Source organism: Pseudomonas monsensis, assembly GCF_014268495.2.
Classification (GTDB): domain Bacteria; phylum Pseudomonadota; class Gammaproteobacteria; order Pseudomonadales; family Pseudomonadaceae; genus Aquipseudomonas; species Aquipseudomonas monsensis.
Genome location: NZ_CP077087.1, coordinates 3734007 through 3754785, shown reverse-complemented (window position 1 = coordinate 3754785; position 20779 = coordinate 3734007). Strand labels below are relative to the sequence as shown.

22 protein-coding genes and 1 tRNA gene are annotated in these 20779 nt (G+C 60.1%); 13 read left to right on the top strand and 10 right to left on the bottom strand.

All coding sequences use genetic code 11. From position 1 onward, the window contains the following. Positions 1 to 273 precede the first annotated feature (273 nt). The gene (locus HV782_RS16540) at positions 274 to 1143 is read right to left on the bottom strand and encodes a LysR substrate-binding domain-containing protein (protein ID WP_186747945.1); all 870 of its coding nucleotides are present in this window, start codon (positions 1141 to 1143) and stop codon (positions 274 to 276) included. 111 nt (positions 1144 to 1254) lie between these two features. Between HV782_RS16540 and HV782_RS16535 the strand changes: the two genes are divergently transcribed. From HV782_RS16535 to HV782_RS16515, 5 genes are read left to right on the top strand one after another with little or no spacing between them, the layout of a single operon-like run. Further along, positions 1255 to 2307 (top strand): agmatine deiminase family protein, encoded by a 1053-nt coding sequence (locus HV782_RS16535; RefSeq protein ID WP_186747946.1) that lies wholly within the window; start codon positions 1255 to 1257, stop codon positions 2305 to 2307. Positions 2308 to 2310: 3 nt separating this feature from the next. After that, positions 2311 to 3219 (top strand): N-carbamoylputrescine amidase, encoded by a 909-nt coding sequence (aguB, locus tag HV782_RS16530; protein WP_186747947.1) that lies wholly within the window; start codon positions 2311 to 2313, stop codon positions 3217 to 3219. A gap of 1 nt (position 3220) precedes the next feature. Beyond that, positions 3221 to 4324: an extracellular solute-binding protein gene (locus HV782_RS16525; protein WP_186747948.1), complete on the top strand. Its 1104-nt coding sequence runs from the start codon at positions 3221 to 3223 to the stop codon at positions 4322 to 4324. A gap of 46 nt (positions 4325 to 4370) precedes the next feature. Then, positions 4371 to 5492, top strand: coding sequence for an agmatine deiminase family protein (locus HV782_RS16520; RefSeq protein WP_186747949.1), 1122 nt, complete (start codon positions 4371 to 4373; stop codon positions 5490 to 5492). A gap of 50 nt (positions 5493 to 5542) precedes the next feature. Next, positions 5543 to 6565, top strand: a complete 1023-nt coding sequence (locus tag HV782_RS16515) for a GlxA family transcriptional regulator (protein WP_123464332.1) — start codon at positions 5543 to 5545, stop codon at positions 6563 to 6565. Between the two features lie 110 nt (positions 6566 to 6675). Here HV782_RS16515 and HV782_RS16510 read toward each other — a convergent pair whose 3' ends face one another. Further along, positions 6676 to 7710 (bottom strand): alpha/beta fold hydrolase, encoded by a 1035-nt coding sequence (locus tag HV782_RS16510; RefSeq protein WP_186747950.1) that lies wholly within the window; start codon positions 7708 to 7710, stop codon positions 6676 to 6678. A 320-nt stretch (positions 7711 to 8030) separates the two neighbouring features. On the opposite strand from HV782_RS16510, the gene HV782_RS16505 reads away from it, so the two are divergent. Next, positions 8031 to 8105 (top strand) — tRNA-Gln (locus HV782_RS16505). Positions 8106 to 8219: 114 nt separating this feature from the next. Here HV782_RS16505 and HV782_RS16500 read toward each other — a convergent pair. The 3 genes from HV782_RS16500 to gstA form a co-directional block, all read right to left on the bottom strand. Further along, complete coding sequence (locus HV782_RS16500; RefSeq protein WP_123464336.1) at positions 8220 to 10208, bottom strand: peptidase U32 family protein; 1989 nt, start codon at positions 10206 to 10208, stop codon at positions 8220 to 8222. Between the two features lie 211 nt (positions 10209 to 10419). Beyond that, entirely contained in the window at positions 10420 to 10800 is a 381-nt protein-coding gene (locus HV782_RS16495) for a RidA family protein (RefSeq protein WP_123464338.1), read from the bottom strand. Positions 10801 to 10870: 70 nt separating this feature from the next. Continuing rightward, a complete protein-coding gene (gstA, locus tag HV782_RS16490) occupies positions 10871 to 11482 on the bottom strand; it encodes a glutathione transferase GstA (protein ID WP_186747951.1) in 612 nt (203 codons plus the stop codon). 109 nt (positions 11483 to 11591) lie between these two features. Between gstA and HV782_RS16485 the strand changes: the two genes are divergently transcribed. Together HV782_RS16485 and HV782_RS16480 are read left to right on the top strand one after the other, a co-directional pair. Next, entirely contained in the window at positions 11592 to 12500 is a 909-nt protein-coding gene (locus HV782_RS16485; RefSeq protein ID WP_186747952.1) for a transcriptional regulator GcvA, read from the top strand. A gap of 123 nt (positions 12501 to 12623) precedes the next feature. Beyond that, positions 12624 to 13037 (top strand): cupin domain-containing protein, encoded by a 414-nt coding sequence (locus tag HV782_RS16480; RefSeq protein ID WP_186747953.1) that lies wholly within the window; start codon positions 12624 to 12626, stop codon positions 13035 to 13037. A gap of 64 nt (positions 13038 to 13101) precedes the next feature. Here the strand turns inward: HV782_RS16480 and HV782_RS16475 are convergent, their stop codons facing one another. Continuing rightward, complete coding sequence (locus tag HV782_RS16475) at positions 13102 to 13311, bottom strand: hypothetical protein (protein WP_186747954.1); 210 nt, start codon at positions 13309 to 13311, stop codon at positions 13102 to 13104. 221 nt (positions 13312 to 13532) lie between these two features. Beyond that, on the bottom strand, positions 13533 to 13685 hold the full coding sequence (locus HV782_RS16470; RefSeq protein ID WP_177490665.1) for a hypothetical protein: 153 nt from the start codon (positions 13683 to 13685) through the stop codon (positions 13533 to 13535). Positions 13686 to 14018: 333 nt separating this feature from the next. On the opposite strand from HV782_RS16470, the gene HV782_RS16465 reads away from it, so the two are divergent. From HV782_RS16465 to arsH, 4 genes are all read left to right on the top strand, one after another. After that, positions 14019 to 14258: a YceK/YidQ family lipoprotein gene (locus HV782_RS16465; RefSeq protein WP_123464348.1), complete on the top strand. Its 240-nt coding sequence runs from the start codon at positions 14019 to 14021 to the stop codon at positions 14256 to 14258. Positions 14259 to 14382: 124 nt separating this feature from the next. Then, entirely contained in the window at positions 14383 to 14730 is a 348-nt protein-coding gene (locus HV782_RS16460; protein ID WP_128615850.1) for a metalloregulator ArsR/SmtB family transcription factor, read from the top strand. 21 nt (positions 14731 to 14751) lie between these two features. Next, complete coding sequence (locus tag HV782_RS16455) at positions 14752 to 15222, top strand: arsenate reductase ArsC (protein ID WP_186747955.1); 471 nt, start codon at positions 14752 to 14754, stop codon at positions 15220 to 15222. A 9-nt stretch (positions 15223 to 15231) separates the two neighbouring features. Then, a complete protein-coding gene (gene arsH, locus HV782_RS16450; protein WP_186747956.1) occupies positions 15232 to 15930 on the top strand; it encodes an arsenical resistance protein ArsH in 699 nt (232 codons plus the stop codon). 114 nt (positions 15931 to 16044) lie between these two features. On the opposite strand, the gene HV782_RS16445 is transcribed toward arsH, so the two are convergent. Further along, a complete protein-coding gene (locus tag HV782_RS16445) occupies positions 16045 to 16605 on the bottom strand; it encodes a fasciclin domain-containing protein (RefSeq protein ID WP_186747957.1) in 561 nt (186 codons plus the stop codon). Positions 16606 to 16883: 278 nt separating this feature from the next. Here HV782_RS16445 and HV782_RS16440 point away from each other — a divergent pair, with 278 nt between their 5' ends. After that, complete coding sequence (locus tag HV782_RS16440; RefSeq protein ID WP_186747958.1) at positions 16884 to 19010, top strand: TonB-dependent siderophore receptor; 2127 nt, start codon at positions 16884 to 16886, stop codon at positions 19008 to 19010. A gap of 68 nt (positions 19011 to 19078) precedes the next feature. On the opposite strand, the gene HV782_RS16435 is transcribed toward HV782_RS16440, so the two are convergent. Together HV782_RS16435 and HV782_RS16430 are read right to left on the bottom strand one after the other, a co-directional pair. Then, positions 19079 to 19618: a GAF domain-containing protein gene (locus HV782_RS16435; protein WP_123464351.1), complete on the bottom strand. Its 540-nt coding sequence runs from the start codon at positions 19616 to 19618 to the stop codon at positions 19079 to 19081. 180 nt (positions 19619 to 19798) lie between these two features. Further along, positions 19799 to 20740 (bottom strand): aromatic alcohol reductase, encoded by a 942-nt coding sequence (locus HV782_RS16430; RefSeq protein ID WP_128615855.1) that lies wholly within the window; start codon positions 20738 to 20740, stop codon positions 19799 to 19801. Positions 20741 to 20779 lie beyond the last annotated feature (39 nt).

Sequence of the window (20779 nt, the reverse complement as noted above, 5' to 3'; positions counted from 1 at the left end):
GCGTCTGAAGGCGATTGGGCCGCCGCAGCAAGATCAACGCGGCGCGCAACGTCAGGGTAGACGAAACGGCGAGGTTATACGCATTCGAGGCGTCAAAGACCAGCATTGGTACTTTGCGATGTTTTACGCGATATAGCTGTAAGCGCTGCGGCACGCGCCTGCCGGTTTGCCTGTGTGCGGGTGTCTTTTCAGTGGTTTGACGTACCGGTGGTTCGCCGGCTGGCGAGTGGAAGTGGCTGGCGCAACGGCGCCGGCCACTGAGTCCGCGCTAGCTCAAGGCGAATCAGCCTTGGCCAGATCGCTCAGCAGCCACTCGGTAAAACTGCGCGCCATCGGCATGTTCTCGCTGTCGCGATGGGTCAGCAGCGCCCAGTTCGGCCCGCGAATGGTCTGTTCAACCATCGGCTGCAACGTGCCGTCGACCCTGGCCTGGCGGCTGAGCAACTGACTGACCAGGGCAATGCCGAGCCCGGAGCAGGCAGCGTCGAGCAGCAATCCCGGATCGGAAAAATTCAACCCCTGATCGCGCTGGCCGAGATCGAGCCCGGCCTCAACGGCCCAATGGCTCCAGTCCATTTCCCGCTCACCATGCAGTGTGGTGCGTTGCTCTGCTGGCAGGGCTAAAACGCTCGGATGACAGGCCGGATAGAGGCGGTCGGTGTGCAGCACTTTGAAGCTGCATTCGGCTTGCGAACTGATGTCGTCACGCACGGCAAGGTCGATGGTCTGGGTGGCCATGTCTGGCACTTCGTCGGTGCTGAAAATCCACAGATCGACTTCAGGATGTCGCGCGCGGAAATCCCCCAGGCGCGGCAGCAGCCAGTGCCGGGCGAACGCCGGCGTGGTGTTGAGCACCAGTTGATTGGGTTTCTGGTATTGGCCCAAACGACGAATGCCCACGGCCAGTTGCTGGAGTATGGACTGGGTGGTGCTGAGCAGATCCTGCCCGGCGTCGGTGAGCGCGACGCTGCGACCGCTGCGGAAAAACAGCGGTTGTTCCAGATACGCCTCAAGGTTGCGGATCTGCTGACTGATCGCCGACTGCGTGAGGTTTAACTCATCGGCGGCCTTGTGAAAACTGCCCAGTCGGGCGGCGGCTTCGAAGCCGCGCAGGGAGCTGAGCGGCGGCCAGTGCTTGAGCATGTCGATAAGTTCCTCTAATCAGTTGTGCGCTAAATCCATCGTTTGTTTGCCTGTTTTTGCGTCCGTAGCATGTTCGGCGTGAACACAATGGCTTAACTAGCGAGGTTTATCATGCAGCACAACGACAATAAAAACAGCGTCTGGATGATGCCGGCAGAATGGGTACCCCATGCTGCGACGTGGATGGTCTGGCCGCACAACCAGGCGTTGTGGGAATCCGGCTGGCGCGTGACCCTGGCGCAGGTGCAGGAGGATTTCGCTGGCGTGGCCAACGCCATCGCCCGTTTCGAGCCGGTGAAACTGGTGGTCGATCCTTCGGCGCTCGCCAGTGCCAAAGCCCTGTGCGGACCGAACATCGAACTGATTCCGTTGGCGGTCAACGACAGCTGGTGCCGCGACTCCGGCCCGAGTTTCGTCTGCCACCCGCAACATGGGCTGGCCGGTGTGAGCTGGCGCTTCAACGCGTGGGGCGGCAAGTCGGCGCACGATCTGGATGAGAGCCTGGCGCGCCGTGCGCTCAATCACCTTGGCCTGGAATGCTTCGGCACACCGCTGAGCAACGAGGGCGGGGCGATTCATGTCGATGGCGAAGGCACGCTGATCACCACCGAATCGGTGCTGCTCAACCCTAATCGCAACCCTGGCATGAGCAAGGCCGAGATGGAGGAAATCTTCAGTCGCCTGCTCGGCGTGAAGAAAACCATCTGGCTGCCGGGCGATCCGGACTACGTTACCGGCGACATGACTGACGGCCACGTCGATGGCGTTTGTGCCTTCGCCCGGCCCGGCGTTTTGCTGGTGGATGCGACACGTGATCAGTCTTCGGTTTACGCCGAAGTGGCACGGGAAAACCGCCGTGCACTGGAACTGGCCACCGACGCCCACGGGCGCAAGTTCGAGCTGATCGAGCTGTTCGAAGCCACCGACGCGGTCGATACCGAAGCTGAAGTGTTCTGCGCCTCGTACACCAACTTCTACATCGTCAATGGCGCGATCATCATGCCGGCCTACGGCATCGAGGCCGATCACCTGGCGGCGAAAACGCTGGCGCAAGCCTTCCCCGGACGCGAAGTGGTGCCGGTGCGGATCAATCACCTGGCGCATGGCGGCGGCGGTGTGCATTGCATCACCCAGCAACAGCCGGCCTGGCCGGTGGAGGGTTGAACGATGACCTTGTTGACCATCGCCACCACCCAGATGCCGTGCACTTGGGATTTGCCGGGCAACCTCGACCGGGCCGAGCAACTTGTACGCGACGCGGCGCAGCAGGGCGCGCAAGTGGTCCTGTTGCAGGAGCTATTCGCCACGCCGTATTTCTGCATCGAACAAAATCATCAACATATGGCGCTTGCCGAGGAGTATCGCGACAGCCGCGTCCTCGCGCGCTTCGCCGCACTGGCCCGGGAGCTGGGCGTGGTGTTGCCGTTGAGCTGGTTCGAAAAGGCCGGCAATGCCTATTTCAATTCGCTGGCCGTCGCTGATGCTGACGGACGTCTGTCGGGCGTGTACCGCAAGACCCACATTCCCAACGCCGTCGGCTATCAGGAGAAGGAATATTTCAGCCCCGGCGACAGCGGTTTCAAAGTCTGGGATACCGCGTTCGGCCGCCTCGGGGTGGGCATCTGCTGGGATCAGTGGTTCCCGGAAACCGCGCGCTGCCTGGCGTTGATGGGCGCTGAAGTGTTGCTCTATCCCACGGCCATCGGCTCGGAACCGGGCAACGCGGCGCTGGATTCCCGCGACCATTGGCAGATGACCATGCGCGGCCACGCCGCCGCCAATCTGCTACCGGTGGTGGCGTCGAACCGCGTTGGTCGCGAAGTGGCGAGCACCGATCCCCATCTGCAAATGAGCTTCTACGGCTCGTCGTTCATCAGCGATCACAAGGGCCAGTTGCTCGCGGTGGCCGACCGCGACAGCAGCGGCGTGCTTGTCCACTCACTCGACCTTGCCGCCATGCGCGAGGAGCGTCTGAGCTGGGGCATCTATCGCGATCGCCGTCCGGACATGTACGGCGCGTTGCTCAGCCAGGATGGCCGCCACCTCCACGCACGCTGGAACACTCAAGGGGTCTGACATGACGACTCAACACAAGCGGTTGCTCGGCGCCATTGGCCTGGCATTGACCTGCGCAATGCCGTCGCTGCACGCCGAAGACAAAACCCTGCGGCTATACAACTGGGCCGATTATTTTGCCGAAGACACGCTGAGCCGGTTCACCGCCGAAACCGGGATCAAAGTGATCTACGACGTCATGGACGGCAGCGAAACCCTCGAAGCCAAGATGCTCTCCGGCGGCAGCGGATACGACCTGATTTTCCCCGGCGACACCGTGGCCGAGCGCCTGATGCGCGCTGGCAGCCTGATGCCGCTGGATCAATCGAAGCTGACCGCACTGGGCGACATCGAGCCTGGTTTGCAGAAGCTGCGCAGCCATTACGAACACTCCAGCAAAGCCACGGTGCCTTACACTTGGGGCACCATCGGCCTGACCTACAACGCCGAGCAGATCAAACAGCGCATGGCCGATGCGCCAGTGAACAGTCTGGACATGTTGTTCAAACCGGAGCTGGCGGCGAAGTTCGCCGATTGCGGGATCTCGATGATCGATTCGCCCGATGAAGCGCTGGCAGTGGTGCTCAATTACCTGGGGCGCGATCCGCGCAGTGCGAAACCGGCGGATCTGGCGGCGGCCAGTGAGCTGTTGATGAAGCTGCGGCCGTACATTCGCAAGTTCCAGTCGCAACCGGTGACCGATCTGGTCAACGGCAATTTGTGTCTGTCGCTCGGTTACAGCGGCGACATGACCCAGGCCCAGCGCACCTCGGACAGCGCCGGCAAGCACACACGCTTCCAGTACCGTGTGCCCCGTGAAGGCACCACGGTGTGGATGGACACCATGGCCATTCCGGTCGACGCCCGACATCCGGAATACGCCTACGCGTTTATCGACTTCGTCATGCGCCCGGAGAACATGGCCGCGATCAGTAACTTCACCGGTTACCCGACTTCCAGCGCCAAGGCGCGCTCGGGCGTCGATGCAAGCATGCGCGACAACCCGGACATTTACCTCGACGAGGCAACCTATGCTCGGTTGATTCCGGGCAAGGACATCCCCCAGGCCGACATGCGCGCCCGCATGCGCACCTGGACCAAATTCAAGACGGCCACCGGCCAATGACCCAGGGCCGGCGGGTTGGCCGGCCTTTTTTTACAGGAACTGCAACATGTCGACTCGTCGCGAGTTCATCAAGCAAGTCACGGTCGCCGCAGGTGTCGGCGCAACGTTCATGGGCCTCGGCCTGTCGCCGGGCAAGGTATTCGCCGCTGCACAAGGGCGCTGGTTCATGCCCGATGAGGGCGACAAACACGCGCGCGCCTACATTGCCTTCGGCGCGCAGGATGCAATCTGGGAAGACTTCACTGCGGATGTGCAGGCAGCCCTGGGCCGCGTCGCCCGAGCCATTGCCCGCTTCGAACCGGTTACGGTGTTCTGCCGCAAGCACGAGCGCAGCCTCGCCGAAACACATTGCGGCACTCACAACATCACGTACGTGGCGGCCGCGCTGGATGACATCTGGATGCGCGACATCGGCGCCAACTTCGTGATCGACGACAAGGGCGGTCTGGGCGCGGTGGATTTCAATTTCAACGGTTGGGGCGGCAAGCAGCGGCACAGCAAGGACGCACAGATCGCCGCGCGAGTGGCCGACGACGCGCAAGCCATTTACCAACGCAGCGAACTGGTGGGCGAGGGCGGGGGTATCGAAGTCGATGGCCACGGTACCGGGATCATGACCGAAAGCAGCTGGATCAACGCCAACCGCAATCCTGACTGGAGCAAAGCTGACGTCGAAGCAGAACTGAAGGCGCGTCTGGGCTTGCGCAAAATCATCTGGCTGCCGGGCATCAAGGGCAAGGACATCACCGACGCCCACGTCGATTTCTACGCACGGTTCATCAAGCCTGGCGTCGTCATCGCCAACCTTGATACCGACCCTGATTCCTACGATCACAAGGTCACCCTGGCGCACCTGGAAATCCTCAAGCGCGCCACTGATGCCGACGGGCGCGCATTGCAGATCCACACGGTTTCGCCGCCGCTCAAACCGCGCAAAAGCAAGTTCAGCCAGAACAACCCGGATTTCGCCGCTGGCTACATCAATTACTTCGTGATCAACGGCGCGATCATCGCCCCGGAATTCGGCGATAAGGCAGCCGATAAACAGGCCTTCGACCTGCTCGCCGAGCTGTACCCGGAGCGTGAAATCGTGCAGCTCGACATCGACGCCATTGCCGCCGGCGGTGGCGGGATTCACTGCGTGACCAGCCATCAACCACAGGCGTGATTGACTCGGAGGCGGATCGGGCCAACTATCGGCGGATAACAACATCACCAATGGGCCCGACCTTGATCGAACGACGCCAATTCAGCGGAGGCATGAAGGGGAAAAACCTCCGCTACCTGAATGAGCAATCCGCTGACACCCGCATGACCCGCACCGGTTTCCTGCTGCTCGAACACTTTTCATTGCCGGCCTTCACCCAGGCGCTGGACACGATTGTCACCAGTAACCTGTTGCGCCCGGGACTGTTTTCGTCCCGTACGTTCGGGCTGGGCGAGGGTGAAGTTGTCAGCGATCTGGGGCTGGTGATTCGCCCGGATGCGAAGATGGATCTGGCGGCGTTGCAGGACCTGGATCTGCTGGTAATTTGTGGCGGTTATCGCACCGAACTGCGGGCGAGCGAGGCATTCATCGGTTTGCTGAAAGCGGCGGCGGAACGCGGCATCACCCTGGCCGGGTTGTGGAACGGTTCGTGGTTTCTTGGCCGGGCCGGGTTGCTTGACGGTTATCGTTGTGCGATCCACCCGGAACATCGTCCGGCGCTGACCGAAATCGCCAAGTCCACCCACGTCAGCAGCGAACCCTACGTGATCGATCGCGACCGGCTCACCGCGTCGAGCCCGTCCGGAGCCTTCCACATGGCGCTGGACTGGATCAAAGGCCTGCACGGCAAGGCGTTGGTCGAGGGTGTCGAGGACATTCTGGCGTTCGAAGAGTCGCGCTATCGGCGGATCAAACCGGATGAAAACATCTGCGTCAGTGCGCCGTTGCGGGAAGTGGTCAAGCTGATGGACGCCAACCTCGAAGAGCCGCTGGAGCTGGAGCAACTGGCGGTGTACGCCGGCCGCTCCCGCCGCCAGTTGGAGCGTTTGTTCAAGGAACAACTGGGCACCACGCCGCAGCGTTATTACCTGGAACTGCGCATCACCGAAGCGCGGCGGTTGCTGCAGCACACTGAACTGTCGCAGGTGGAAGTGCTGGTGGCGTGTGGGTTTGTTTCACCGAGCCATTTCAGCAAGTGTTACAGCTCGTATTTCGGTTATCGGCCGTCGAAGGAAAAACGCCTCGTCAAATAACCGAAGCCGTTACTGACCTGAGTTCACCCCGATATCTCAAGGCAACGTGCCTCTCCCAATCACCTGCGTCAGTTCCTTCTCCCACCGGGAGAGGGCTAGGGTGAGGGGCTTTACAGGTGATCCGCATCAATCACAGCCTTGGCAAACGCCTGCGGAGCTTCCTGCGGCAAGTTGTGGCCAATCCCGCCATTGATCAAGCGGAACTGATACTTGCCGGTGAAGCGCTTGGCGTAATCCTCTGGCGCCGGATGCGGCGCGCCGTTGGCGTCGCCTTCAAGGGTGATGGTCGGCACCTTGATGGACGGCGCGGTGGCGAGTTTCTGCTCCAGTGCGGCGTATTTCGCTTCGCCCTGCACCAGGCCCAGACGCCAGCGGTAGTTGAATACGGTGATGTCGACGTGATCGGGGTTCTCCAGGGCCGTGGCGCTGCGGTCAAACGTGGCGTCGTCGAATTTCCACTGCGGCGAGGCCAGTTGCCAGATCAGTTTAGCGAAGTCGTGGGTGTTCTTTTCGTAGCCAGCGCGACCACGGTCAGTGGCGAAGTAGAACTGATACCACCACTGCAATTCAGCCTTGGGCGGCAGCGGGTTTTGCCCGGCGGCCTGATTGCCGATCAGGTAGCCACTGACCGATACCAGCGCTTTCACGCGTTCCGGCCAAAGCGCCGCAACGATGTCCGCCGAACGTGCGCCCCAGTCATAACCACCGAGCACCGCTTGCTTGATTTGCAGCGCATCCATGAAGTCGATGACGTCACTGGCCAGCGCCGCCGGTTGGCCGTTGCGCAGGGTGTCTTTGGAGAGGAACTGCGTGTCGCCATAACCCCGCGCATACGGCATCAGCACCCGGTAGCCCTTGGCGGCCAGCAACGGCGCGACTTCATCGTAGCTGTGAATGTCGTAGGGCCAGCCGTGCAGCAGGATCACCACCGGGCCGTCGGCCGGGCCGGTTTCGGCGTAGGCCACGTCGAGCAGGCCGGCCTTCACGTGCTTGAGCGGGCCGAAGGGCGAGGGCGCTGAATAGCTGACGGCGGCTGGTTCGGTAGTGTGTGCCTGGGCGGTGCCAAAGGCGCCGAACAACGACACAGCGAGCATCGACAAGCCAAGTGCCGTGGCGGTTTTGCGGGTGTGCGGTGCCATCTTCATGGTGACGTCTCCTTTGCGAGCCTTTGGCCAAGGGTTGCGATTCACCCCTTCAAACCTTGAGTGCATTTGCGCGCAGGGGCGTATCTGGCCTGTGTCGAAGAACGGCGTTGTTGAAAGGCGATGTGTCTCAGCCGGGGGGCGTACACAGTGTGATACACGGCGCGAAACGGCCTGATCATTGGCCCGTATCCGGTCGAAAATAATAAGTCGCTGTTTTAAAACAAAAAATATTTCACATCAGGCTTCACAAACGAAATGAATGTTGGTAAATTGCGCCCCGTTCTCACAGCGAACCTCAACGAGGCGCTGGATAGAGCAGTAGGGGCGTCGCCAAGCGGTAAGGCAGCAGGTTTTGATCCTGCCATGCGTTGGTTCGAATCCAGCCGCCCCTGCCATATTCGAAAAAACGCCAACTTCGCAAGAAGTTGGCGTTTTTTTATGCCTGCGATTTGGTGTGTTCGCAGAAGGGCGGGCGAGTACGGCGCCGCAGCACCGTACTCGCCAACCACTCAGTGCGGAGCGCGGGGGATGGTTTTCATCAGGTCTTCAGGGCTGATGTGGCCGACCACGCTGCCCGGTTGCGGCAGGTTGAGAATGTGGCCTTTCATCTTGCCGATGATGTGCATCTCGCACGGCTTGCAGTCGAATTTCAGCGTCAGCACTTCATCGCCGTGAATCAGCTGCATCGGTGCCACCTTGGTGCGCACGCCGGTCACGCCTTTGGCCTGTTTCGGGCACAGGTTGAAGGAGAAGCGCAGGCAGTGCTTGGTGATCATCACCGGCACTTCGCCTGGCTCTTCATGCGCCTCGTACGCCGCGTCGATCAGCTTCACGCCGTGACGGTGGTAGAAGTCGCGGGCCTTCTGGTTGTAGACGTTGGCGAGGAAAGTCAGGTGCGAATCCGGGTACACCGGCGGCGGAGTGGTTTCGGCCTTGCGGCGACCACGCGGGTGCGCAGCGACACGAGCGGCGGTCAGGGCTTCGATCACTTCACGGCGCAGGGATTTGAGCTGCGAGTTCGGGATGAAGAATGCCTGAGGCGCATCCAGTTTGATGTCGGTGGCGTGGTATTGCGTGGTGCCGAGCTGGCCGAGCAGATCGCGCAGTTGCTCCAGCGCCTGCTCCGGTTTGTTGGCGACGCCGAACGGGCCGTTCAGGGTAACGCTGGCGCTGATGCCTTCCTCACTGGTGGCGGTCACTTCCAGTTGCTCTTCACGCAGACGCGCCATCCAGCTCAGGGCCACGCGACGCTCGGAGGAGGTTTTCTGCAGCGCCTGTTGCCAGTTGTGGTCGAGGTTGCGGTTCAACGGATGGTTCGGGCGCAGTTTGTACAGGCCTTCAGGCATCTCGTTCGGCTCGACGCGGTAGCGGTAGCGTTTCTCGCCGTCTTCCTCGAACTCGCCCTTGGCTTCGGCGATGTTGGCACGGAAACCCACCACTTCACGCTTGACCAGTACGTTGAGGCCGTCACCATTGGACAGCGGCTCGTGGGTCACGACCTGCATGTCGCGTTTGCCGACTTTCTCGACGGTGCCCACCGGCAGGCCGGTGAAGGTCGGCGAGTCGAAGGCGCCGATGTCGATCTTGCGATCGGTGACGAAATAATCGGTGCTGCCACGGTGGAAGGTTTTTTCCGGGTCGGGCAGGAAGAAGTGCGCGGTGCGGCCGCTGGAGGCGCGGGCCAGGTCCGGGCGGTCTTCGAGCACGTCGTCGAGGCGCTGCCGGTAGTAGGCCGTGATGTTCTTCACATAGCCCATGTCCTTGTAGCGACCTTCGATCTTGAACGAGCGCACACCCGCTTCGACCAGCGCGCGGATGTTGGCGCTCTGGTTGTTGTCCTTCATCGACAGCAGGTGTTTTTCGTAAGCGATCACGCCACCCTTTTCGTCTTTGAGGGTGTACGGCAGACGGCAGGCCTGGGAGCAGTCGCCACGGTTGGCACTGCGCCCGGTCTGCGCGTGGGAAATGTTGCACTGGCCGGAGAACGCTACGCACAACGCGCCGTGGATAAAGAACTCGATGGCGGCGTCGGTTTCATCGGCGATGGCGCGGATTTCTTTCAGGTTCAGTTCGCGAGCCAGCACCAGTTGCGAGAAACCGGCCTGATCGAGGAACTTCGCCCGCTCCAGAGTGCGGATGTCGGTCTGGGTCGAGGCGTGCAGTTCGATCGGCGGGATGTCCAGCTCCATCACGCCCAGATCCTGAACGATCAGCGCGTCGACCCCGGCGTCGTACAACTGATGGATCAGCTTGCGTGCCGGCTCCAGTTCGTTGTCGTGCAGGATGGTGTTGATGGTGGTGAAGATGCGCGCGTGGTACTTGCGGGCGAATTCCACCAGTTCGGCGATTTCGCTGACTTCGTTGCAGGCGTTGTGGCGCGCGCCGAAACTCGGGCCGCCGATGTATACGGCGTCGGCGCCGTGCAGGATCGCCTCGCGGGCGATGGCCACATCGCGGGCAGGGCTGAGCAATTCCAGGTGATGCTTGGGCAAGGACATAGTTTTTTTAGTCAGGCTGTCACGGTTAGCCGCGCATTCTACCCGCGAAACGTGCGCCCGGCACGTCTGTGCTGCCCGATGGCAGCAGACACGGTGCCCACCCCAGTGGGAGCGCGCCTGCTCGCGAAGGCGCCGGCACATTCAACCTCAACGGAGACTGAACTGAAGCGTGTGCGAGCAGGCTCGCTGCCACAGGGTTGGCGGGTGTGAATCAGGCCTTGGCGGCCATTGCGGTCACTTCCACGCGCATGCCTTCAACGGCCAGCGAGGCAACGCCGACTGCGGCACGCACCGGCCACGGTTTGGCGAAGAAACGCTTGTACACCTCGTTGAACGCGGCGCGGTCGGCCATGTCGGTGAGGTAGATGGTCAGGTGCATGACCCGGTCCATCGAGCTGCCGGCACGCTCCAGGGCGACTTTCAGCGCTTGCAGCGTGCATTCGCTCTGCTCGGTGATGCCGCCCAGTTCCAGGCTGCCATCGGCGCGGGTCGGAATCTGCGTGGAAACCATGATCCCGCCGAAGGTGGCGACGTCCGAGGAAATCGAGTCCGCATCCGGATCGGGCGTGAAGGTGATGTCTTGATTGGCCATGCTGATCTCTTGTTTGAGCGAATGAAGATCGCGCCAGTTTACAGCTTCAGCGTCGACATGGCCCGTTCGCTTACACCGGCTGCGTCGCCGCTTCCGCCGCCATGGCCGCCAGGACACTGGGACGAGCGGACACCCGGTGCGCGTAGGCGGCAAGCGCTGGCCAGTCCGCCAGTTCGATATTGAAGTTCGGCAGCCACGTGAGCACGGTGAACAGGTAGGCATCGGCGACACCGAACGTGCCCATCAGGTAGTCCTGATCCATGAGTTTGCGGTTCAGGTAGTCCAGGCGCTTGAACAGTTTCTCCTTGAAAATCGCCTTGATCGTCGGCGGAATCCGCGCATCGAACAGCGGTGCACTGCCGCCATGGATTTCCGCGTTGATGAAACTCAGGTATTCCTGCAAACGCGTCCGCTCCCAGGTGCTCGGAGCGGGTGCCAGTTGGGTGGCGGGGACGCGATCAATAAGGAACTGCAAGATGGCCGGGCCTTCGGTCAACACCTCGCCGTTATCCAGCATCAGTGCAGCGACGTAGCCCTTGGGATTGATCTCGCGAAAGTCGCGGCCGTCAGCCGTGCGCTTGCTCTGATTGTTGACGCGAATCAGCTCGAAGGGCAGGCCCAGCTCTCGCAACACGATATGCGGGGACAACGAACAGGTCATGGGCGCGAAATACAGTTTCATGGCACTTCCAGTGGATGGGGAGGTGTCAGGATCCGTTGCGCGAGCAGGCTTTCGCAAAGGTCATTTGCAGTGCTAGCGTATGACAAAATCTCATGGGTATAGAATTGTCATGGTCGCCAGACTGCCTTCCCTCAATGGCTTGCGAGCCTTTGAGTGCGCCGCTCGGTATATGAGCTTTACCAAGGCCGCCGCAGAACTGCACGTTACGCAAACTGCCATCAGTCATCAGATTCGGCGACTTGAAGACGAGCTTGGCGTGACCTTGTTTTTGCGGCTCAAGGAGGGGCTGGCGCTCACTGAAGAGGGGCAGGCCTATTTGCCCGGCATCCGTGCGGCGTTTCATGAATTGCGCCAGGCGACGCAGGCATTGTTGGCGTCGCGTCAAAACACGGTGCTGACCATCAATACCCTGGTCTCCGTGGCCTCCAAATGGCTGCTGCCGCGCCTGCCGTCGTTCCAGCAGGCCAATCCCGATATAGATGTGCGAATCAGCGCGTCCACCGACCTGGTGGATTTTCGCCAGGGTGGCATTGATGCGGCCATTCGTTACGGGCGCGGCGACTGGAAAGGTTTGCGTGCGGATTTTCTTATGTCTGATGAGATTTTCCCGGTGTGCAGCCCGGCGTTGCTCAGCACCACGAAAGGGCTGAACACGCCTGCAGATTTGCTTGATCACACCTTGCTGCAAGTCAGTGGCATGACCGCCGGAGACTGGAACCGCTGGCTTTGCGCAGCCGGTGAGTCAGCGACATTGGCTGAAGGGCCGCGGCTGACGTTCGACCTGGCGATGATGGCCGTGCAGGCCGCCGTTGACGTGCAGGGGGTGTGCATCGGGCGCTCGACCTATGTTGCCGATGATCTGCGGGCCGGGCGTCTGGTGGCGCCTTTTGCACTGCGCTTGAAGGATGAGTTGGGGTTCTATCTGGTGACGCCCCATGAAACCGCGGACTCGAAGAAAATCGTCGCCTTGAGGACATGGTTGATGGCGCAGCAGTATCCCGGCGAAATCTTTGTATAAGCCTGTATCAAACCCGATTCGGTATACACGGCGATAACAAACCCCAGGTTTGCGACACATCCGCCCTACAGGCCTGGCTCACAGTAGCGGTCAACCCACCACTACGTTCGAGAGGGCAACATCATGCGCCGTCCACTGTTTCTGGCTACCGCTGCAGTACTCGCGTCTTTGATCGGCACCGCACACGCCGCTGACACCCAACCCAAGGCCTGGCAACAAGGCCTGAGTCGCACCGATCTGGTTCGCCAGGACCTTGGTGCAGCCGACCGTGAAGTGATACAGGCGCGGGTCGATTTCGAACCCGGCGTGACCTCACCGCGCCATGCGCATCCGGGCGTGGAAGTGGCGTATGTGATCAGCGGCACTTTTGAATACCAACTGGAGGGCAGGGCGCCCGTGACGCTGAAGGCCGGGGATTCGCTGTACATTCCAGAAGGCGTGGCGCACATCGCGCGCAATGCCGGTCAGGACAAGGGTTCGGAACTGGCGACGTATATCGTCAAGAAGGGCGAGCCGTTGTTGATACTCAAGCCCTGAACGAGGGCCAAGACGCAATACCTGCAGGCGCTGCGGCACATTGCGCCTACAGGACGTCGGTCGGTCAATGAAGCGTAGCCACCCGGCGACTCTCGCCAATGCGGATTCTGTCGAGTGCCCGATTCAATGCGTCCAGTGCGTCGAGCAGGGCCTGGGCTTCGGCTTCCCGACCCTGGCCCCAGAGGCGTTCGGCCATTGTGTTCAGGGCTTGAATGGAACGTTCGATGTCTGCGGCGGTGGGGGCCTCTTTGCTGGCCGGCGGTGTCTTCGGCATTCAGGCCTCCTCGTGTGACGTTTGACGGGTCAGGCCGTTGAGCTCTTCATCCGTTTCCGCCGCCTATTGCAGCATATCCTCAGGTGCTTTGCTGCAGTCATTGACGAGGTCGTCGAGTCGGCGTCGCCTCAACTCTTTGCGGGCAACCCCGTGAAATAAACAGGGACGAATCTCTTTTCCAGCAAAGTCATCCGTCCCTGGTAGCTCAGTGAATGAAAAAATTAATCCCGCTCAACCAGTTCGGTCGCCGAGCGTTCCTTGCGCCGCCGAAGCCAGCTGAACAACGCGTGTACCGGGTGGAGGAAGGCTGCAAGCACGCCCAGCAGCATGATGATGAAAATGACAATCAACGGGACGCTTTCGTGCGAGAACATGGTGGGGTACTCCTGTAGTCACTATGTCGGAACCCGCAGGTTAGACGCCTGGAATGCGGCTTGCGATGAACGTATGTTCATTTTCGGCGGTTTGAAGTGTGTTATCGCAGGCAGTGGCAAAACGGCCAATCCGCGCAGATGTAACGATCGGTTCGGCGGTCTTTGGTAGCGGGCTTGGCGGTTTTTCGATTCAGGATTGGTTGTGGTCGGCCGATATCAGCCACTCACGGGGATACGATGCCTGCACGCGAGGAGATCGGGCGTTCACCTGAGTCGCGGTGATTCAGGCGTGCGTTAACCCATCGCGGTGCAGTGCAGTAATAAGGATGTTACGTGTTTCGCAAGTTGATAATGCTGGTGCTGATCGCCACGTTGAGTGGCTGCATGGCAACCGCCATGCGCATGGATTACGACAAACACCGATGCCCCTACATCGGCCTGCGGTTTGACTGGTGGCTGGTGGGCACCTCCAAAGGCAAGCTGATTCCGTTTTTACTGATCGATGCGCCGTTTTCGCTGGTGGTCGATACGGTGTTTTTTCCCTTCGAATATCAGTACAGCTGCAACCTTTGATTGTCCCGGATCTGCTCGCCTCGAGTGAGCGGGTTTCGAGCGTCCGGGTCAGTCCGGTATTTTCTTGTTGCTCATCACATATGGATATCCGTATATTCGGTTTTCCATATGTAATGAGCGCGCCATGATCACCCCCCCTGAAGTCTTCAAGAGCCTGGCCGACGAAACCCGCGTCCGCGCGACCCTGCTGATTGCCGATCAGGGCGAGTTATGTGTCTGTGAGTTGATGTGCGCCCTCGACGACAGCCAGCCAAAAATCAGCCGTCACCTGGCGCAGCTGCGCAGCAATGGTCTGTTGCTCGATCGGCGTCAGGGCCAGTGGGTGTATTACCGCCTCAATCCGGATCTGCCGGCCTGGGTTCACGACATTCTGCAAGTGACGGCCCAGGCCAACGCCGATTGGCTCAAGGGCAACGCCACCCGCCTGCAGAATATGGATGGCCGACCGGTTCGCGAAACCGCCTGCTGCTGAATCTTCCCTCGGAGTGACCCCATGCGAGTCCTGTTCATGTGCACGGCCAACAGCTGCCGCAGCATCCTCTCAGAAGCCCTGTTCAATCACCTGGCCCCGGTGGGATTCGAAGCGGTCAGTGCCGGCAGTTTCCCTAAAGGCCAGGTGTTGCCGCGCAGCCTGACCACGTTGCAGCAGGCCGGTATTTCGATTGCCGGTTTGCACAGCAAAGGCAATGACGCCTTCGAAGGCAATCCGCCGGACATCGTCATCACCGTCTGCGACAAAGCCGCCGGGGAAACCTGTCCGGTGTATTTCGGACCGGCGTTGAAAGCCCATTGGGGGCTGGAAGATCCCTCTGAAGTGACGGGTGACGAAGCGGCGATTGACGCCGCCTTCCGCGCCACGTTGGCGCACATCCAGCAGCGCTGCCAGGCCTTTCTTGATCTGCCGTTCGACAGCCTCAGCCGTGATGAACTGAAAACCGCGCTCGACCGAATCGGCGTGCTTTAAGGAGGATTTATGTCCGAACACCTGCCCAACCTCGATCCCACCCTGTTTGAAGAACCCGGCCCAGCGCTGACCGAAGGGCACAAGCCGCGCATCCTGTTGCTGTACGGCTCGACCCGCGAACGCTCGTTCAGTCGTTTGTTGGTGGAGGAGGCCGCACGCTTGCTGGAGCACTTCGGTGCCGAAACACGCATCTTCAACCCGTCCGGTCTGCCTCTGCCGGACGATGCGCCCCTCGATCACCCCAAGGTGCAGGAGCTGCGCGATCTGGTGCTGTGGTCGGAAGGTCAGGTCTGGTGCTCGCCGGAACGTCATGGCGCGATGTCGGCAGTGTTCAAAGCGCAGATCGACTGGATCCCGCTGGAACTCGGCGCGGTACGTCCGACCCAGGGCAAGACCCTGGCGGTGATGCAGGTGTGCGGTGGTTCGCAGTCGTTCAACGTGGTCAACCAACTGCGGGTGCTGGGGCGGTGGATGCGCATGTTCACCATCCCCAACCAGTCCTCGGTGCCAAAAGCGTACATGGAGTTCAACGACGCCGGGCGGATGAAAGCCTCGCCGTTCTACGACCGCGTCGTCGATGTGATGGAAGAACTGGTGAAGTTCACCGTGCTGCTGCGTGACCAACAAGCGTTTCTGGTTGATCGCTATTCGGAGCGCAAGGAGTCGGCTGAGCAGTTGATGGCGCGGGTGAATCAGCGTTCGATTTGAGCGTGTGGGCCAACCATTGCCAGAAGCCGCTCAGTGGGCATTTGCGTTGTTCGCCCGACGCGCTGAGCCGCCGATAGCGGACGCTCTGAAGCGCGTCCGCCGAGGCCTGCCTTATCAATTCGGCATCAGTACCGTATCGATAACGTGAATCACGCCATTGGACTGCATGACATCGGCAATGGTAATGCCCGCCTTGCCACCTTTGGCATCCTCCACCCACAACTTGCCATCGTGCAGTATCACGGTCAGCGGTTCTCCCTGGACCGATTTCAGCATCACTTTACCGCCGTGCATTTTCGCGTCATTCATCAATTGTCTGGCGGTGTAGGTGCCGGCCACGACGTGGTAGGTCAGGATCTTTGTCAGGTCGGCCTTGTGCTCTGGCTTGACCAGCGTATCGACCGTGCCGGCGGGCAGTTTTGCGAAGGCCTCGTTGGTGGGGGCGAAGACCGTGAACGGCCCTTTGCTATTAAGCGTATCGACCAGCCCGGCCGCTTTCACCGCTGCAACAAGCGTCGTGTGATCCTTGGAGTTGACTGCGTTTTCAACGATGGTTTTCGTCGGATACATGGCAGCGCCGCCAACCATCACGGTATCGGCGGCAGAGCTGAATCCGGCGCTCAGGCTCAACAGTGTGAAGCACGCGATAGCAAGGCGTTTGATGAACATGTGCATGATGCGTCTCCTTGATTTTTCGACCCTTCGAATGAGGGTGTTGAATTTACGGAGCAGGGGCAGGAATGGATGCAACGCAGAGTAAAAAAATTAGACGAATGTTCACTTCAGCTGAAAGCGGTCAGTCGAACGTCGCCAAAGGACTTGCGACGCTCATGATTCGCCAGAAAACATGAATGGGAATAAGTGTTAATTGCGAATGGTTTTGTATAGCATGCGCGGGTGTTTTTGGCGGTTTCACTCCCTGCATTGGCCTATTCGTAAAGGTTTTCTTCTCCATGCGTCGAACCCTGCTTTCCATTTGTGTGCTGCAAGCCTTGTCGTCTGCCTCATGGGCTGAACAAACGGGGGCGTCACCCTCAACGCTCGAGCTGGACGCAACCGATGTGATCGGTACGGCGAATTACGAAAGGGCGGACGGCCCGGTGCAGGGTTATCGGGCGACGCGCTCGGCCAGCGCCACGCGTACCGACACGTCGATTCACGAAACCCCGCAATCGATCAGTGTGGTTTCCAGGGATGCGGTCGAGGATCTGGGCGCCACCCGGTTGCAGGACGCGCTGGACTACGCCGGGGGCGTGGGGCGGGCGAACAATTTTGGTGGCCAGGGCCTGACCACGTTTACCGTGCGTGGCTTCACCAGCGGCGAGTTCTATCGAAACGGTTTCCCGATCAACCGCGGCTACCCGAACATGCCGGATGCCAACACAATCGAACGCCTCGAAGTGCTCCGCGGCCCGGCCACCATGCTCTACGGTCGGGGTGATCCTGGCGGCACCTTCAATGTGGTTTCCAAACAGCCGTTGCCCGAGCGCACCGTCACCCTGGGCAGCCAACTCAACGATCAAGGCATGAAGCGCGGCACGCTGGACGCTTCCGGTCCGCTCGACGAAGAAGGGCGCCTGGCCTATCGACTCAACGTCGTGGGCGAGGGCGGCGACACCTTCCGCGATCACGTCGAAACCGAGCGCTACGGCATCACGCCGGTGCTCACCTGGCAGGCGACCGACGCGACCAGGCTGATTTTCGAAGGCGATTTCATGCGAAACAACGCGCCGCTGGATCGCGGCGTTACCCGCTATGCGAAGCAGATCGGTACGGCCTCTCGCGACAGTTTTTTCGGCGAAAAAGACGTCGGCAAACTGCATAACGATAACAACATGGCGCAACTGCGTTTCGAGCACATGCTCAACGATGACTGGACCCTGGGTGGCGGTTTCCAGTGGCTCGATGGTTCGCTCAAGGGCAACGCAATCGAGGCCAACGGTATAGCCGATGACGGCCGCACCCTGGGGCGCAACTTCAACTATCGCAAGCTGGAGTGGACCGACAAGGATACCCAGCTCAACCTGACCGGGCACTTCGATACCGCTGGCTTGCAGCACACGTTGCTCACCGGTATCGAGTATGAGGATTACGACTACAAGTCGATCATTCAACGCTCCAGCGGCGCTGTCGGTGCGTACCCGATCGACATCTTCGATCCAGTGTACGGCCAGCCGCGTCCGGCACTCACCCGTACGCCGACTCACGACAAGGAAAACCTCAAGACGTATGCCGCGTTCGTGCAGGATCAGGTGGCATTGACCGACAAATTGAAAGTGCTGGCCGGCGCGCGTTTCGAGCGCTTTGAACATGACTACGAAACCTATGTGCCCGGCGGCAAGAGTTGGCAGGCGAGTGACAATGCGGTGACTCCGCGCATCGGCGTGACCTACGACTTGACCGAGACGTTGGCGGTCTATGCCGACACCGCGCGCTCCTTCAAACCGAACACCGGCGCCAGTCGCCAGGGCGGCGGGTTCGCGCCGGAGAAGGGCAAGTCCTACGAAATGGGGATCAAGTGGGAAGCACTGGATCAGCAGTTGAGTGTCGACGCGGCGGTCTATCAGATCGACAAACGTAACGTGTTGACCACCGACCCGGTGGACTCGACCTTCAGCGTTGCAGCCGGTGAGGTGCGCAGCCGTGGTTTCGACCTCAACGTCGCTGGCAACCTGACCCCCGAATGGCGGGTGATTGGCGGCTACGCCTATGTCGATGCGCAAGTGACCAAGGACAACGTATTGCGCTCTGGCACGCGCCTGCTGAACATCCCGAAAAACAGCTTCAGCCTGCTGAATATGTATGAGTTCCAGGACGGCGCGCTCAAGGGCTTGGGCCTGGGCACCGGCCTCAAGTACGTCGACGAGCGCGCCGGCCAAACCGCTAACACCGCGTTTTCGATGGGCAGTTACACCGTTGTCGACCTGCTCGGCTTCTACAAGGTCAATGACAAGGTGCGACTCAATCTTGACCTGAAAAACCTGTTCGATCGCGATTATGAAGAAGGCGCATTCGGCAACGTCTACGCTTATCCAGGCGCACCGCGAACCGTGCAGGTCGGTATTTCCTACACCTTGTAGAAGGGGGCGGGCACGAATCTCACATGCCAGAAAAGACACAGCCCTGAATCCTCAGGGCTGTGTCGTTGTTATTCCGTGGCAACTGAACCGTTCTTGCTGTAGCCGCTGCCGGCCTCGGTCAAGTTCGAGTAAAAGATGCAGCCGATCAGCCTCGCGAACAGGCCTAGCGTGTCCGCCAGGTCCGGGTCGTCGAATATCACTGCCCTGGAATCCAATGCACACAGCGCGCCCCAAAGTTGTCCATCGGGCAGGAAAACAGGCGCACCTGCGTAGCTTTCAATCAGGTATTGCTTTACCACAGGACGTGTCGAAAACCTGCCGTCTCGACTTATCTCCGGCACGAAAAGCACTTGGGGATCTCTTCGAAACTCACTGCAAAGGGTGGTCTCGAGTTCCAGTGTGTCGCCGGTGTTGATCCCAAGCTCGATCGGATCGTACGCGGAACAGACAATCCATTCCGTCTCCGTGAATTTTGCGATCGCTGCGAAGCGCGTTCCGGTCATCCGTGTGACGAGCTGCAGAATATTGGTCGTGGCTTCAATTTCAGCGATAGAGGCGCGTTCCTCCGCGCTTAGCAACGCTCTGTGAATAGTGTCACTGAGAGGCATGCATTTTTCTCCGGTAATGAATGATCGAACTGGCAGCTGCTAAACGCCTTTGAAACTGCCCGTTTGATTCCAGACAAAACGGATTCGTTCACTTGAATGGTTTCTGATTGCCTCCATCGTCGTTAACGAGAACAAAAGTCCTCGTTAAGGACGGGGCTTGGTCCATCCTGCTCTTCGCATTCAGATGTCTGCGAGGTTTTCTCGCGCCCACTGCTCGGCAGTGGTGACTTGAATGGATTGCTGCTCGTTGAACGTGCCTGCCTTGGGCCAGGCCACGCCTCTGCCTTGTGCGAACACTGCACGGTACTTTTTGATGTGATGGGTGGGGTCTTTTTCCAACTCTTGGATCAGGTGCGCAACCGTCCAGACGTTACGTTTGAAGGGCCGTCCCAGCACGCGTTCGAGGATGTCCGCCACCTGCCCATAGGTCACGGTGTCGCCAGCCAGGTAGACAATTTGATTGCGCAGGCGAGGCTCGAAGAAGACGATTTCTGCTGTCAAGGTACCAATGTCTTGCGGTGTGGTGAGCGTCACGCGGGTATCAAGGCTGCCCAGGGCGTTGACTGTGTCGTTTTCGAAGTCCACCACCTCAAACACCGGCTCGAACAGAAAGCTGGTGAACATACCTGTCGAGATGATGACCCATTCGGTTTTATCCTGAGCGCGCAGCAACTCGCGCACATCGAGCTGGGCATCGAACAGATCCTGGGGACTGCCGCGCCCGATCACCTCAAAGTCGACGCCAAATTGCCAGGGAAAGTAGCGCTTGACGCCCGACTTGAGCGCTGCTGTGGCCAGCTTCATGGGTGTTTCGCGACCGGCGACCATGCCTGCACAGCCGATGACGGTATCGAATCGAGCGAAGACCTCAGCCAGTTGATCGATCGAATCGTTGACCAGGTCTGCGGCAACCATTTGGATGTCCAGACTGCGCAATTCAGCGATTTCTGCTTTCTTCTCCGGTATCTGCGTGTTGATCGTGGCGTCCCTGAGCAGAACGCTGATTCTGGAACCGGGCGCACGTTTTGCCACCTGCGCAAGATTGCGCAGAACCGCGAGGCCAAGTTCGCCGGCACCTAGGACGAGAATTGATTGGGGGGATTGCGGGGTCACTTCGGTCATGATGTCTCCTGAAACCGGTTGCCTGTAAGATCAGCCAAT

Bases quoted from the DNA above. Each gene is read 5' to 3' on its own strand.
- HV782_RS16540 (WP_186747945.1), bottom strand. From the start codon at position 1,143: ATGCTCAAGCACTGGCCGCCGCTCAGCTCCCTGCGCGGCTTCGAAGCC.
- HV782_RS16535 (WP_186747946.1), top strand. From the start codon at position 1,255: ATGCAGCACAACGACAATAAAAACAGCGTCTGGATGATGCCGGCAGAA.
- aguB (WP_186747947.1), top strand. From the start codon at position 2,311: ATGACCTTGTTGACCATCGCCACCACCCAGATGCCGTGCACTTGGGAT.
- HV782_RS16525 (WP_186747948.1), top strand. From the start codon at position 3,221: ATGACGACTCAACACAAGCGGTTGCTCGGCGCCATTGGCCTGGCATTG.
- HV782_RS16520 (WP_186747949.1), top strand. From the start codon at position 4,371: ATGTCGACTCGTCGCGAGTTCATCAAGCAAGTCACGGTCGCCGCAGGT.
- HV782_RS16515 (WP_123464332.1), top strand. From the start codon at position 5,543: ATGGGCCCGACCTTGATCGAACGACGCCAATTCAGCGGAGGCATGAAG.
- HV782_RS16510 (WP_186747950.1), bottom strand. From the start codon at position 7,710: ATGAAGATGGCACCGCACACCCGCAAAACCGCCACGGCACTTGGCTTG.
- HV782_RS16500 (WP_123464336.1), bottom strand. From the start codon at position 10,208: ATGTCCTTGCCCAAGCATCACCTGGAATTGCTCAGCCCTGCCCGCGAT.
- HV782_RS16495 (WP_123464338.1), bottom strand. From the start codon at position 10,800: ATGGCCAATCAAGACATCACCTTCACGCCCGATCCGGATGCGGACTCG.
- gstA (WP_186747951.1), bottom strand. From the start codon at position 11,482: ATGAAACTGTATTTCGCGCCCATGACCTGTTCGTTGTCCCCGCATATC.
- HV782_RS16485 (WP_186747952.1), top strand. From the start codon at position 11,592: ATGGTCGCCAGACTGCCTTCCCTCAATGGCTTGCGAGCCTTTGAGTGC.
- HV782_RS16480 (WP_186747953.1), top strand. From the start codon at position 12,624: ATGCGCCGTCCACTGTTTCTGGCTACCGCTGCAGTACTCGCGTCTTTG.
- HV782_RS16475 (WP_186747954.1), bottom strand. From the start codon at position 13,311: ATGCCGAAGACACCGCCGGCCAGCAAAGAGGCCCCCACCGCCGCAGAC.
- HV782_RS16470 (WP_177490665.1), bottom strand. From the start codon at position 13,685: ATGTTCTCGCACGAAAGCGTCCCGTTGATTGTCATTTTCATCATCATG.
- HV782_RS16460 (WP_128615850.1), top strand. From the start codon at position 14,383: ATGATCACCCCCCCTGAAGTCTTCAAGAGCCTGGCCGACGAAACCCGC.
- HV782_RS16455 (WP_186747955.1), top strand. From the start codon at position 14,752: ATGCGAGTCCTGTTCATGTGCACGGCCAACAGCTGCCGCAGCATCCTC.
- arsH (WP_186747956.1), top strand. From the start codon at position 15,232: ATGTCCGAACACCTGCCCAACCTCGATCCCACCCTGTTTGAAGAACCC.
- HV782_RS16445 (WP_186747957.1), bottom strand. From the start codon at position 16,605: ATGCACATGTTCATCAAACGCCTTGCTATCGCGTGCTTCACACTGTTG.
- HV782_RS16440 (WP_186747958.1), top strand. From the start codon at position 16,884: ATGCGTCGAACCCTGCTTTCCATTTGTGTGCTGCAAGCCTTGTCGTCT.
- HV782_RS16435 (WP_123464351.1), bottom strand. From the start codon at position 19,618: ATGCCTCTCAGTGACACTATTCACAGAGCGTTGCTAAGCGCGGAGGAA.
- HV782_RS16430 (WP_128615855.1), bottom strand. From the start codon at position 20,740: ATGACCGAAGTGACCCCGCAATCCCCCCAATCAATTCTCGTCCTAGGT.